Below are 14,157 nucleotides of genomic sequence, written 5' to 3' on the forward strand. Positions count from 1 at the left end.
CGTCCGAAGATGAACGAGAGCGTGACCTGTTCTTCGCCGTAGACGATGTACTCGTCGCCCTCTGCCCGGACGTCGGCGTGGCCGGGTGAGTCGGCAACAGACGCTGAGCTCGGCGGTCTGGGTCCCGCGTCCACCCCACCTCCTGGCCGGCAGGAACCGGTGAAGCGCGTCACCTTTGACACACCGCGTCCGGTGCCGAAGCGGCGCCCGCACCGTTCACGCCGGCCGCTCCCTCAAACCGGCCGCCGTTCGACAGGAATCGACTTCTCAGTAGTCGTTCTTCCCCGTTGCGACGGCCCTCTCCTCCTGGGACAGGGGAGGGCCGCTCAACGGCGGCAGGTGCGGTCCGACTGCGGCCGCCAGAAGCAGGCGCGGTCCCACCAGCGTGGTGAGAGGTGCTTGGAGCGAAGACACGTCGGTGAACTTCCTGGTGGCCGTGAAGCTGCCCGTTGTCGTCTTGAGTAGCCGGTCCACGTATTTGGCCAGGAGACGGTCCGCCATGTTGGGGGCACCTCCCGTCACACCGGGGAAGAAGATGTCCTGACCGGTCGCCAGACTCCACGCCACGTCCACGCGTTTGGCCACCCTTCTCTGGATCCGTCGCGCCAAGCCGGGTTCGGCCAGACCGTAGGCTGACGCCATCTCGCCCAGGGCCACGGCTCCTTGTGCGGCGACGGACATGCCGTGGCCGTAGACGGGGTTGAAGGCCGCCACCGCGTCTCCGAGTACTACGAAGCGGTCGGGCCACCGCCGGACCTTCTCGAAGTAGCGGCGCTGGTTGCGCGTGCTACGGCTGACGGTGACGTCCGTGAGCGGCGTGAGGTGGGAGATGAGTTCCCCGACGATGGGATGGCGCAGTTGCCTGGCGAAGGCTTCGAAGTCCTCGTTGCGGCCGCTGGGCTCGCCGCCACGGGTGCCGGAGGCGGTGACGAGCCACCGCTCACCTTCGATGGGCAGGATCGAGGCGCTTTGTCCCGGCCCGGCGGCGCGCGGATCCGCCTGGATGGTCACGACGGGGAAATCGTCGGCTCCCGGAGGCGCGCGGAAGATGCGCGTTGCGTACACCAGACCCGAGTCGACGGTGCGTTGCGGGCAGTTGCCGGCTCCGAGTTCTTCAAGGTATTGGGGGGAGCGGGAGCCGCGTCCGCTCGCGTCGATGACGAAGTCCGCCGCCAGGACCTCGCGGCTGGAGTCGGCGTGGCGTATGTGGACGCCGGTGACGCGCTGCACGGTTCCCGCAAGGCCCTCCGCGCGGGCGTGCACGACCTTTACGCCGGACAGGGACAGGACCTGATCGCGGACCACGGAGTCCAGGAGGTCACGGCTGCATGCGATCAGGAAGTGCGTTTCGCGTCCCCATCGGCGGAACCAGCCCTGAGTGCTGAGGCCCACCATTCCGGTGGGGATTGGAATACGGCGTGCGCCGGCCAGCAGCCAGTTGTCGATGATGCCCGGCAGCACGGTCTCGGCTGCGTTCGCCCCGCCGCTCCACATGAGGTGCACGTGGTCTGCCTGAGGAAGCCCCCTGCGAGGTTTCGCGCCGTGGGGGAGTTCGTCGGCTTCGACGATCCAGGTCTCGTCGACATGTGCGTGCAGCGCGGCAGCCGCCAGCATCCCGGCGAGGCTTCCGCCGATGATGACGGCCCGGCGGGCTCCGGGGGCTGGGTGGACTGTCTTCCCGTCGGTCATGTGACTGCTCTTCTCTCAGCCCGTGGTGGGTGACGGCGCACCGCGTTGTGGCTGCGTGGGTGATGCGGGACAGCGCAAGCATGCCTGGTGTGCGGTGTGTTGGGGGCGGATTCGGGTTCCAGTTCTGGTCGTGCGTTGCAGGTGACGCCCTTGCTCAGGCGGCGCCCCTCAACCGTTGGCGGTGACGCTTGTGTGAGCACCGGTGGGGGAGTGGCCGAGAGCCGCAGATATGGCGACAAGGCTGCGCGAGTTCTCCCCCGCGACGGCTTGGAGCGCTTGGGAGGAGGCGATGACGTGCCGGTCGGGATCGGCACGGACAGCATCAAGTGCGGCCAAAATCATGGCGGCGTCAGCCGCGGCATCCGCTTCCTGCCGGGTTTTCCCGGCCGCGAGGGCATCGGTATGGGCACGAGTCCGGACCGCTTCGTCGAAGTAGGGGTTGAGGGCGAGCAGCGCGTCGTGGATGTCACGCTCGCGTTGGAGGAGCCGCATGCCCGGTGACGTCCACGGCGGGACCGCGGTGGAGCGGTCGGCACCCGTCAGCTCTTTGGTCACTTGCCACAACAGTCCCAGCTGCCGGTAGCGGCGACGGTCTGAGAGGGCGCTCGACAGGCGCTGGGCGACCAGCGGGTACCCGAACCCGACCGCTATGAGGGGAGCGCCGGCGGCAGCGATCGGCCGGGCGATATCCGTGCCGAGGAAATCCCAGTCGTGACCCGCCCACCGGGCGCCGACAGCGGCGAACTTCAGGGCGTCATAGGCCAGGGTCAGCAGAATGCCCGGCACCATGAGGTACAGACCGGTACGCAGCGCGCCGTCCACCTCGCGCGACCAGCGCCAGCACAAGACGGTCATGACGATGGCTGAGACAGAGTGCGCGGTCAGGTACAGCACGATCATTTCGCGCATGTACAGGGTGTTTGCGAAGTAGGTGTCGAGGTCCCTGAGCCGTTCGACGGTATGCCCGGCCAGGAAGAACAGGACGAAGAGCAGGACGCAGATGCCGCTGTAGAGCGCGATGCACAGACGTGTCGCCCTGCGGACCTGCCCCGGTGGGCCGCCACGCCAGTTGACCAGCAGCACGAGGCAGGAGCCGCTGTAGGCCGTCAGGACGCAGTAGACGAGGGGGCCGCTGAAGTTCGGGATGCCGGTGATGTCGTTGACAGCGGCGATCACGGGAATGGAGGCGAAGAAGAACACCCCGCACGCGGTGAGAAGCAGCGAGGCCACGCACCACAGCAGGGGGTCGCGAGGGTTTCTGATCAGGCCAGGAAGTCTGAAAAGGAAAGCGAGGCCGCCCAGTAGCGCGGGTATGAAGAAGGTGATGTCCGACATGGTCAGCCTCGGGCGCCCCGGTATCCGAGAGCCGCCTCGATGCGTCCGGCGGGAGTGCCAAGATCGGGGATCCGTGTCTGCGCACCGGGCAGCAGGTGACGTACGGCGTGCGCGAGCGCCAGTCCGTACTGCTCGACCTGCTGCTCCTCCTTCACGTGCTGAGCTGCCTTCGCCTCGTCCGGTGCCGCGAGGAGAGGGCTGTGCCTGCCCGCGACCGCCAGCACGGATTCGATCACTTCCTTCAGCTCGGCGTCGTGCCGCAGAAGACGGGCGGCCGCCGGTGTGCCGGAGAGACCGGTGTGACAGTGACCCAATTCCAGATGGCGCAGCTCGTGTCCGGTGATGATGACTTGATGGTCAGGAGCCGTATTCTTCTCGACCACTACGAGGTCCTTGTCCCCGAGATCGAGGGCGATGCCGCTCGCAGTGCCCGGTGGGAACGAGCTCGTACGGAACCGGATGTCCCTAGCTCGCCGTTTCCCCATCACCTCACACAGGGCGGCGCACAGTACATCGGGCGGGACGGGAGCCGTCAGATGACTGACCCCGTTCACCAGGTCGTCGAGCGACTGACGTGCCTTCCGCTGTTCGAACACCATTCCCCCCAGCCGAGCCCATCACGATCGGACGGCGGACAAAGATCTTGCAGCGCATCGTGAGCGACGCCATCCGCACAGTCCGAACATAGCGCTGGTACATGACAACACAACGGAGGATGTGCTGGCTTCATCTTGTTGAACGGCTCGCGAAAGGTGCGAAGTCGCGGGTAGCTGCCCATCGGACACCGTCCAACCGGGGGTGCTCTGCTCGCCCCAGCCTTCGGAACGGCGAGCGAAGCGAGCTGCACTTGAGCCGCTGTCCAGGGGTGGGGCTGGGCTGCTGCCTCCCCCTCCCGGCTGTTGCAGGTGCCAGCAAGTCTGTGCGGTCGGGAAGACCTTGCGGTTCCGCCAGTCCAGCATCTCCAGCGAGGGGCGCCGTCAAGCGCGTTGCAGGCCAGGACGGTCGACTCTGCGCTTGCTTGCGCGATGCCTTGTCCGTCGCAGGCAGACCCAGGGTCTCGGATCCAACTCGCTCGGCAGGCTCAGAGCTTGGCGCATCGGGGTCTTCGCCCTGACGCACAGCTGACCCGCCAGCGGTGGGAGCTCAGCGCTGAGGTGCAAGACCGGCACTGCCAGCGCCGTCAAAGCGCAAGGTGCCTCGGGTTCCCGGTCGAACCCCCTACCCCTGATGGGGCGGGACAGCCGACGGTCCGAGATCCGAGGTGCCTACTCGTGATATTTGTTCTTTCTGCTGCGCACAGCCAGAACCATGGCCAGGATGATGAAGATGGCAAGCATCACAGCAGTGAAGGCGGTGCCTTTAAACGGGCTGCCGCCCGGGAAATTTCTGGCACAGGCCAACCGGACGAGAGGCCAGGCCTTCTCGCGTTCCCTGAATGCTGCTATCGCTTGCGGGCCTTGCCCACCAAGAACGCCACACCGACGATAGCGACTAGAGCGACAGCGATGATCCAGAAGGGCGGAGTACCCTCCCCGGCACCCTTGGCCAGAAGTTGAACGTGTGGCATGTGGCTCTCCTGTCTGCTGGCTGCTGCTTAGCGGTGTCTAGTTCAGGACGCTGGTTGCGGCCTTCTCGCCCAGTTCGCCGGCGCCGTATCCGACCCCAGAACGATCACAGCGAGTGCAAGCGGTACAGCATCGTCAGTAACTTTCTCATAATGAATGCTTATATCCCTCCTGTGGTCGAAACTGCGTAAAGGTCCGCACTTTTCTTATTGTTTCACTCGGCGAACCTTTTCGGATGCATTCCGTAGGAAAAGCTGGTTGGGTCGAGAATGAATTCTCGACCCAACTGTGAGCTAGAGCCCTAGTCTCCCGAGTGAGCTGCTCTTCACGCGTTACCCATAGGTGAGGATTCCCCTTCGTAGTAGCCTGCGGCACCTCACAGCCTTTACGTATAGGCGCTCAGTCACCTCGGTTTCCCGAGCGGAGCCATGGAGAAAAGTGTCGACGTAACCGGAGACGACGGTATCGGGCAGAACCCCGTAAGGATCCAGCTGCTGCTACTTCCTCTTGCGAGCCTGGGCGACGGCCAAGGCGATGAAGGCAAGGATGGCGATTCCGAATACCAGCCAGAGAGGGACGCCATCAAGTCCCTTGTAGGCGATTACAGTCGATTCTGCTGTTGATTGCATGATGTCTCCTTCGTCGCAGGCAGAGCGTGTCGTTGTACGCCGCTTCGGTAGCCTTCCCTACTGCCATCCCACCGACTGCGCAGGGGGTTGCTCCAGCCCCGCCGGTCAGGTACGTGCATCCGGCGGCGAATGCCTTGTCGGCCGCGAAGCTGATCGCCGTTCCAGCCGCTGCCTTGTAGTCACCGGTTATCAACTGTCCGACGAACGGGCCGGCAGCGATGGCATCTCCGCCCTTGCCGACAGCGTCGAGCACCGTGCCGAGGCTGACGGTGCTGTTGGGGTCGGTGCGGTTGACGGGGTCGCCTTTGAGGGCTGAGCGACCGGTTCGCTGTACTGGGCCAGGATGCGTACACCGCCGGGGGGCTCTATGTCGTGGTCGCCGTCGACAATCTGCTCGAGCCTGAACAGGCCGCCTGCGTGCGGCAGCCGTGCGGACTGCGACGACGTGGTGCGGCTGGGCTGGGTCCGCTCCCCGCCATCGATGCAGTCCACTTCAACACGGAACCGGGCCGGCGCCGTCGACGCGATCGTCCCCGCCCACGCAGTGGGCGACTGGGAGCGACTGCACGCGGCGGGCAAAGGTCGGCGCTCTCCACTCGCGACGCCCCAGCCGTCCAGGAAGGCGGCGTAGGTCACTTCCGTACGCGAAGAGATCCATTGACCCACATGGAGAGTGTGGTACCGGCGCAGGTACACCAGACGGACCAGGCCTCGCCGACTCACTCCGGTTTCAGCGATTGCTTACGTTTGGCCAGTACGGCCATGACGGCCAAGATTATTCCGCCCGCAATCGCAACCGCCCCGAAGAAAATGGGCGGTTTGTCGCCAGTTGCGGTACCAGCGATACATCCGCACACGCCCGCCACTATCGCAATAGCAGAGAAGATCAGCGTTTTCCGAATCGCTTCCGTAATCATGAGTCTCCTCTTACCCCGACTGTGCATTCTTCCGATTCCGGTGCTTGCTGCCTTCCGAAACGTCTGGGCCGGGGGCCCGGCCCAGACGTCGAGTCACGCCAACGGCTCTACCCGTATGTGAGGAGGTCAGAGTTGTAGTAGCCGGCTACCGCTCCGACCGCGCAGCCTGTCGCCACGGCGACTCCGGCACCCACAGCACTGCCGACGCCGGCACCGACCACGCCGCCGACTGCTGAGGCGTAACTTATAGTCCCGGTTTCTGCCGCTGCCTCGATACCGGCGACACATCCGACTGCGGCTCCCACCCAGTCATTAGAGCTGTCCAACCAGTCGGCGACATCGCCGAAGCTGAGCAGTCCATTGGGGTCGATGCGGTTGACCGGGTCGCCTTCGGCGTACAGGTACGGGTTCTGTTCCTGGCCGGAGGGGTCGGGTTGGGTGAAGCGGCCGATGTTGGCGTCGTAGTAGCGGGCCTTGAGGTGGTAGAGGCCGGTGGGGTCCTGGTAGCCGCCGGCGAAGCGGTAGGGCTGGGCGACCGGTTCGGTGGACTGGGCCAGGATGCGTACGCCGCGGGGGCTGTAGGTGTAGGAGTCGACCTTGTTGCCGTCCTCGTCGGTGAGGGCGATGACGCTGCCGATCGCGTCGGTGAGGTAGTAGTACGCCTTGCCCCCGGTCGTCATGGAGTTCAAGGTGCCCCCGGGTTCCCGGTTGAATCCCATGTCCACGCCCGCGGTGGTCTTGGCGGACAGCCCGAGCGGGCCGTTGTGGAAGAACGTGTCGCCGAGCTTGATGCGCTCGCTCTGGTCGGTGGAGCCGTACTGGCCCGCGTAGGTCTTGGAGTTGACGGTGATCGACGTCATCTGCGAGTAGTCCGACCACTTCTCGCCGGTGCGGATGTAGTCGTCGGTGGAGGCGGCTGCGGTCTCGTTGCCGATGGCGTCGTAGGACCAAGTCCCGGTCGTAGAAGACTTGTTCGTCAACTGCTGGGCGTCGTTGTAGGTGTAGGTGGTGCCGCGCGGGCAGCCCGGGTCGGCGCCCTGGCTGGTGAGGTTGCCGGCCAGGTCGTAGCAGTACTGCCAGGAGTCGGCGATCGCGCCCGCCTTCTCTTCCTTGGCGTAGGAGAAGCGGCCCGCGCCGTCGTAGCTGTAGGTCCGCTTCAGCCCGGAGACGCTGTCCGTGCTGGTGCGGATCTTGCTGCCGTCCGTCGAGGCGTTCGTGCCGTAGCCGTAGGTGTAGGAGAGGTTGACCAACGTGCCCTGGGGCGAGGTGGCCTTGATGGACTCGGGGCGGCTGCTCTTGTCTGGCTTGACCTCCTGCACCGTGCCACCTGGATAGGTGGTGGTGGTGCGGAAGTCGTTGCTGTTGTACTTGTACGTCGTGATCCGGCCCTGGGGGTCCTTCAGCTGCTCAAGCTTGTTGACCTTGTTCCAGGTGTAGTCGGTCGTGCCGACGGGGTCCTTGTAGTAGTCGACGTTGCCCGCCGGCGTGTAGGCCAGCAAGGTCTGCGAGCCGTCCTGAAGGGTGCGGATCGTCTCGCGCTGCAGCGGGTCGAACTTGTAGGTGATGGTGCCCGTGCCGTCGCTGCGCTGGCTGAGGTTGCCGTCGCCGTCGTACCAGTAGCGGACGGTGTCGTTGGTGGAGGACACCGTCTTGATGCGGTCGCGCTCGTCGTACTCGTACACGGTCTTGATGCCACGGCCGTCCGTCATCGTCTCGGTGCGGCCCAGCGCGTCGTAGGTGTACGTGGTCTTGGCAAGCGGTGCGGGCGGGGTGACGGTGTCGAGGTTGCCCTTGGCGTCGTAGTGGAAGGCGGTGGTGACCGTCTTCGTCGAGGTCATCTTCGTCTTCTCGGTGCAGCGCTGGCCCTCGAAGCCGCCGCACGTCGGACTGGAAGAGTTGTAGGTGTAGGAGACGTTGCCGCCGCCGGTCCCGGTCTGCGCCACCGACATGGTGTTGCCGGCGGTGTCGTACTTGAACTCGGTCTTCTCACCGTCGGGGTTGGTGGAGTCTGACGGCACGTCACCGGAGCCGGCGATGGTCTGCCAGTGGTTGACCGTGGCCCCGCCGGTGGGCAGGCTCACCGTCTCGAGGTTGTTGCGGGTGTTGAAGCCGTACTCGGTGACGTTGCCCGGCGTGGTGCCCGAACCCATCGCGTCGGTGCTGGAGTCGATGTTGTGGTTCGCGTCGAACTTCGTGGACCGCTTGTGGGTGAGCGCGTCGGTCACCTCGGTGACCTGGCCGTCCGCGTCGTGGCTGTCTTGGTGGCGTGGGTCTCCGGGTCCGTGGTCGTGGTGGTTCCGGCCGCGGTCGCCGAGTCGGCGCTATACACGTAGGTCCAGGTCGGGCCGGTGTGGCCGTCGCTGTTGAAGCCGGTGCCGCGCAGCATCGAGGTGACACGGTTGGCGTCGTCGTAGGCGAAGACGGTGACACGGCCCTCGGCGGTGGTGATCTTGTTGATGCGACGCGAGGAGTCGTAGCCGAAGACGGTGGACTTGCCTTCGGTGTCGGTGGTTGTGGCGAGGTTGCCGGCCGGGTCGAGGTCGAAGACGGCGGTGCGGCCGGTGTGGTCTTTGGCCTGCCACTGCGAGGCGTCCGTCTTCAGCAGGTCGACCCAGCGCCCGGAACGGGTCTCGGTGAGCTTGAAGCCCTTGTGCTCGCTGCCCTCGTCGTGCTGGGTGACGGTGATGGTCCCCTTGTTGCGGTCGGTGACCTTCGTCAGGGTTCCGTTCGCGTCGTAGGTGTCCTTGGAATGGGACTTCCAGTTGGACAGGGTGTAGGTGCCGTCGCTGTTCTTCTTCAGCTCCTGCGAGTACCCCTTGGGCGTGGCGAACGTGCCGTCGGTGTTCTTCTTGAACCGCAGCGTCGCACCGCTGGCGTCGTAGAAGACGGCCTCGGTGCTCGAGGAGAGCGACAGGTAACGCTCGTACTGCTGCCACCACCGCTGGGACACCTTGCCCCAGGGGGCGTCCAGCGAGTTGTAGGTCCGCGCCAGCGTCAGTTTCCGGCCCACGCCGGCGACCTGGAAGTCGGTCGCGGCGAGCATCAGGTTGCCCGTCGAGTAGTCGATCCGCGCGGTGAGCGCGTCGGTGATCGCGAACTCCGTGATGCGGTGCCAGGGCACATCCCCCTGGCCCTCCGGCACCAGGCTCAGAGCGCCGGCATCCCGCGCCGCGGAACGGGAGCCCTTCTGACCCGGTGCGGTGGGCTTGGTGGCATGTTCCTTCTGCGCCGCACGCCAGGCCTGAAGCTCCTCCGAAGGCGTCTTCTCCGGCTTCGAGGGGACCGGTTCGTTGGAACCGACCTTCACCTCCGGCATGGTGAAACGGGGCGCGTCCTTGCCCCAGGCGGAGACCGGCTCAGGGTCGTCCGCCGAAGCGGTGGCGGCCGGCAGCATCGACAGCGCGAGCACACCGGACACCACAACGGACGCGATGGACAAGCGAGTTGCTCTCTTGCGGGCACGCCGAGCGGGCGCGCCAAAGGCACGTGAGTGCACGATTTCCCCCCACAGGAGAATGAGCCCCGGCAACCCCGGTAGTCACCAGGAACACACAACCTGTCACAGGACTCGTGCAAATTTTCGAGCCATACCCCCGATCGCTTTCCTCATTCACCCTGGAATCAGCCCCACCTCTTCCTCGCCGCAAGCCCGGTAAAAGCCCGCAAAACGGCACTCGGGAGTCACGGCCCCAGAAGGTTTAGACCTGTCGGCGTGTTCGGAAGCGACCGAAATCCGTCGCCCCTTCCGGTCGGACCGCCTGCTTCCACATCAACCCGGAACTGAACACCCCGCCACGCGGCTGGAAACTGGCCGAGCCGGGCGGTCCGGCGCAACGGTGTCCGATGACCGCAAGCAGGATCCGCCGGCAGGAAACACCATCCTCCAGCCCAGCCGGAAGCTGACCCCGCCGTCCGTTTCAGGTGCCGCCACGGCAACGCGGCGACAACCTCCCCTCTCCGCACGGGGATCGCCTCCGGCCGACGTCCGACCGTCAGTAACCGTCGCTACCGGAGCGGCACGGTCCCGATCACGGGCAGGAACTGGAACTCTGGCCGATGACGTGGGCGTCCGCGTTGTCCGCGGCCTTCACGTACGCGGCCGTCGTGCCGCGACGGTCGTAGGTCCGGGTGAAGTCCGAGCCCAGGTCGACGATGAACTTCACCTTGTAGCAGTACCCGGCGTCCACGCGCAGCGTGTCCCAGTCCTCGCGGTAGGGCGTGTGGCCACCGTTCACGGAGAGGTAGTAGGTCGTCTGCGCCACGTCGTCGCTCTTGCAGGTCGGCTGGGTCGCCGTCCACGCCCCTGTGCTGTCGCCGGCCCGGCACCAGTTCTTGAGCGCCGTCGCCCCCAAGTTGGTGTCGTTGACTGACGACGAACACCCGGCCACGCTGCAACTCGCACCCGCGCTGGCTGTGGTGGCTGAGCCCAGCACGGCGACGAACGCCATGGCCGTGACCGTGACGGCAGCTCTGCTCAGCCCCACCGGGACCTTCGTGAACCTCACGAGTTCCTCCCCTTCCGGCCATGCATTGGCATAGACCTAGCAGGGAACGTAGTGCCTGCACCGCCCTGTGTCATGCCTCCGCCACAAGGAAGTTGACAGCAACTCGCTTGCTTTGCCGCCCAGTTGCGTAGCCAGGGTCGGATGCCGCCTCGGCCGGGCTAACTCCTCTGCGTTGTCCGTCTGGCAGCACTACGGGAGGTCACCCCCTGCGGGGCGACCTCCCGTGTCTGGCCGTCCCGCACCGGTACGGGCACTTGCCAGGGATGCTTGACCTTCATGACTCGGCTGTGCCGACGGGCTGTTGATACTCAGGAGCCGGCCGGCAGCACAGCTGTGCCGGCCTCAGGCGTCGATGATGACCGGGATGATGAGGGGCTTGCGGCGGTAGGTGCGGAACGCCCAGTTCGCCACGGCCCGGCCGACGAGCTGTTCGAGTTGGTGCGCGTCCCCGACGCCTTCCTCGGCCGCGGTCGCGAGGGTCTTCTCGATGACGGGGATGACCGGCTCGAAGGTCGCGTCGTCGTGGACGAAGCCACGCGCCAGGAAGTCGGGGGCCTCGGCGAGGGCGCCGGTGTCCGCGTCGACGATCGCGACCACCGTGACCACGCCCTCGGAGGCGAGGGTGAGGCGGTCCTTGAGGGAAGCCTCGGTGGCGCCGCCGACCTCCATGCCGTCCACGTAGACGTTGCCGGCCGGAACCTTGCCGGTGATGGACGCGCGCCCGTCGACGAGGTCGACCACGACGCCGTCCTCGGCGATGACGACCCGGTCGGGGTCGACACCGGTACGGATCGCGAGGTCGCCGTTGGCCCGCAGGTGACGCCACTCGCCGTGCACGGGCATGACGTTGCGGGGCTTGACGATGTTGTAGCAGTAGACGAGTTCGCCGGCGCTGGCGTGCCCGGAGACGTGCACCTTGGCGTTGCCCTTGTGGACCACATGGGCACCCCACCGGGTAAGGCCGTTGATCACCCGGTAGATGGCGTTCTCGTTGCCGGGGATGAGGGAGCTGGCGAGCAGGACGGTGTCGCCCTTGCCGATGCGGATCATGTGGTCGCGGTTGGCGATCCGTGACAGCGCCGCCATCGGTTCACCCTGCGAGCCGGTGCACACCAGAGTGATCTTGTGGTCCGGGAGCTTCTCCAGCTCCTTCGTGCTCACGACCAGTCCGGAGGGGACCTTCAGATAGCCCAGGTCGCGGGCGATGCCCATGTTGCGGACCATGGAGCGGCCGACGAAGGCGACCTTGCGGCCGTTCTGGTGGGCGGCGTCCAGGACCTGCTGGATCCGGTGCACATGGCTGGCGAAGCTGGAGACGATGACCCGGCGCGGCGCGGTGCGCATCACCTGCTCGATCGCCGGGTTCAGCTCACGCTCGGAGGTGGTGAAGCCCGGTACCTCGGCGTTGGTGGAGTCGGTGAGGAAGAGGTCCACGCCCTCCTCGCCGAGGCGGGCGAAGGCGCGCAGATCGGTGATGCGCTCGTCGAGAGGGAACTGGTCCATCTTGAAGTCGCCGGTGTGCAGCACCATCCCGGCGCTGGTGCGGATCGCGACCGCGAGGCTGTCCGGGATGGAGTGGTTGACCGCGACGAACTCGCAGTCGAAGGGCCCGAAGCGGCGCCGGTCGCTCTCCCGCACCCGCACCGTGCGCGGCCGGATGCCGTGTTCCTTGAGCTTGGCCTCCAGGAACGCCAGCGTCAGCTTGGAGCCGACGACGGGAATGTCGGACCGCTCGCGCAGCAGGTACGGCACGCCGCCGATGTGGTCTTCATGGCCATGGGTGAGAACGATGGCCACGATGTCGTCCAGCCGGTCCCGGATCGAGGTGAAGTCCGGCAGGATCACATCCACGCCGGGCTGGGTCTCCTCGGGGAACAGCACACCGCAGTCGACGATGAGTAGCTTGCCGGCGTGCTCGAAGACGGTCATGTTGCGGCCGATCTCACCCAGGCCGCCCAGGGCGATGACCCGCAGCCCTCCTTCGGCAAGGGGCGGGGCGGCTTTGAGGTCTGGATGCGGATGACTCATGTCTCGAAACTACCGGAGAGCGGGAATGGCTGATCCATTGCCCATGCGATCTGCGCGCCTGTCGGCGCACGGAGGCTGTTCGCGTGCCCCCTCCCTTCCCGGGGCGGGCTCGCGCCGTCCGCCCCGGGAAGGGAGGGTGAGGGCGGTATCTCCTGCCGAGCGTACGGCGAACGCCGGCCAAGGCGCATGATCGGCTCGACGTGCTTCAGGCCGCTGCTCGCCCCCACCGCACGGTCGTTCCGACGGCGGAATCGGTCTGAGCACAGCCGTCACCAGCGCACCTTTCCGCTGGTGCGCTGGTGCGGGCAGACGCCCGAGCTGCCGGAAGCCCAGGCGTCGAACGACAGGGCCTAGCCCGGCAGGCTTGCCTTGAAAGGTGACTCAGCCGTGCCGGGGGTACGACGCCGTCATGCCCGATCGGGCTTTGCGGGATTCCGCCGCACGGGTGGCGGCACTGGCGGCTATGGCCAGCAGAGCGGCTATCGCTCCGGTGATGACGTTGTTGACGACGGTCTTCGTGGTGCTGACGTCACCGGCGACCACCCACGGCGCGACGATCGTCCACAGGCCCAGGGCGCAGGCGCCCCACGCCATGCTGTGCGTACGTTCGTACGCCCGTCCGAACCCTCCGCTCATCAGCAGCGCGTAGGCGATACCCACGAGCAGGTTGGTCACGGCGAGCGTCGACAGTCCGTTGAAGCCCGTGATCCACGGGGAGGCCGCCAGGTAGATCCCGGTGAGGAAGGCAAGCGTTCCGACCGCCTGCCCCTGCGGCGTGCTGGTGGCACGCTCGGCCATTTCGTGGCGCTCACGCATTTCGATGATGTCCGGGTGCATCTCCATGGATGGCCGGGAAGCGGATGTGGACATGGCTTTCACCTCTTGTTTTGCAATGCGGTCGGCGTCTAGAGCGTGTCTCCTTGATCGGGTGGTCAGTTGACCGGATGTGTCTGTCCGATTAGTGATCACTGATGCGATGTGGGACCGGATCGAGCCGCTGATGCCAGCCGATCCGGTCCGCGGTCGACGATGGGCCGACCACCGCCGAACCTTGGAAGCCATCGCGTGGAAGTACCGCACCTGCTCGCCCTGGCGGGATCTGCCGGATGAACTCGGCTCGTTTCAGACCGCTCATAAACGCCTGATCAGGTGGGCCGTGGACGGCACCTGGGAACGCATCCTCGCCGCAGTTCTGGCAGCAGCGGACGCTGACGCCGACATCGGCTGGACCGTCTCGGTGGACTCCACCGTCTGCCGGGCTCACCAGCATGCTGCCGGCGCCAGGAAAAAGGGGCACCAGGCCGGGCCGAACCCGACGACCACGCCCTCGGACGCTCCCGCGGCGGCCTGAGCACGAAAGTCCACCTCGCCAGCGATAGCCGTGCACGGCCACTGGCCCTTCGCGTCACCGCAGGCCAGGCGGGCGACGCCCCGGCCTTCGAGACCGTCATGGCCGGCATCCGTGTTTTGCGAAGCGGACCCGGCCGAC

General features: G+C 66.2%; 8 protein-coding genes and 2 pseudogenes. 1 reads left to right on the forward strand and 9 read right to left on the reverse strand.

Translation table 11 applies throughout. The features are described 5' to 3' along the window. Nucleotides 1-267: 267 nt before the first annotated feature. From ACZ4VA_RS14430 to ACZ4VA_RS14470, 9 genes and pseudogenes are all read right to left on the reverse strand, one after another. Entirely contained in the window at nt 268-1,689 is a 1,422-nt protein-coding gene (locus ACZ4VA_RS14430) for an FAD-dependent monooxygenase (RefSeq protein ID WP_468081477.1), read from the reverse strand. A 168-nt stretch (nt 1,690-1,857) separates the two neighbouring features. Beyond that, the gene (locus ACZ4VA_RS14435; protein ID WP_468081479.1) at nt 1,858-3,024 is read right to left on the reverse strand and encodes an MAB_1171c family putative transporter; all 1,167 of its coding nucleotides are present in this window, start codon (nt 3,022-3,024) and stop codon (nt 1,858-1,860) included. Between the two features lie 2 nt (nt 3,025-3,026). Further along, the gene (locus tag ACZ4VA_RS14440) at nt 3,027-3,623 is read right to left on the reverse strand and encodes a toxin-antitoxin system, toxin component (protein WP_468081481.1); all 597 of its coding nucleotides are present in this window, start codon (nt 3,621-3,623) and stop codon (nt 3,027-3,029) included. A 1,463-nt stretch (nt 3,624-5,086) separates the two neighbouring features. Continuing rightward, the gene (locus ACZ4VA_RS14445) at nt 5,087-5,218 is read right to left on the reverse strand and encodes a hypothetical protein (RefSeq protein WP_356165807.1); all 132 of its coding nucleotides are present in this window, start codon (nt 5,216-5,218) and stop codon (nt 5,087-5,089) included. Between the two features lie 719 nt (nt 5,219-5,937). After that, nucleotides 5,938-6,135 (reverse strand): hypothetical protein, encoded by a 198-nt coding sequence (locus ACZ4VA_RS14450; protein ID WP_355792902.1) that lies wholly within the window; start codon nt 6,133-6,135, stop codon nt 5,938-5,940. Between the two features lie 107 nt (nt 6,136-6,242). Beyond that, nucleotides 6,243-9,529: pseudogene (locus ACZ4VA_RS14455) on the reverse strand (RHS repeat-associated core domain-containing protein). Nucleotides 9,530-10,163: 634 nt separating this feature from the next. Beyond that, nucleotides 10,164-10,640 (reverse strand): hypothetical protein, encoded by a 477-nt coding sequence (locus ACZ4VA_RS14460; protein ID WP_355793705.1) that lies wholly within the window; start codon nt 10,638-10,640, stop codon nt 10,164-10,166. A 342-nt stretch (nt 10,641-10,982) separates the two neighbouring features. Beyond that, entirely contained in the window at nt 10,983-12,668 is a 1,686-nt protein-coding gene (locus tag ACZ4VA_RS14465; RefSeq protein WP_355794100.1) for a ribonuclease J, read from the reverse strand. 381 nt (nt 12,669-13,049) lie between these two features. Next, nucleotides 13,050-13,511: an SPW repeat protein gene (locus ACZ4VA_RS14470; RefSeq protein ID WP_468081502.1), complete on the reverse strand. Its 462-nt coding sequence runs from the start codon at nt 13,509-13,511 to the stop codon at nt 13,050-13,052. Between the two features lie 103 nt (nt 13,512-13,614). Between ACZ4VA_RS14470 and ACZ4VA_RS14475 the strand changes: the two are divergent. Then, nucleotides 13,615-14,157, forward strand: a pseudogene (locus ACZ4VA_RS14475) (IS5 family transposase); the annotation flags it as partial.

The sequence above is a fragment of the Streptomyces sp. NPDC028308 genome, assembly GCF_055565855.1.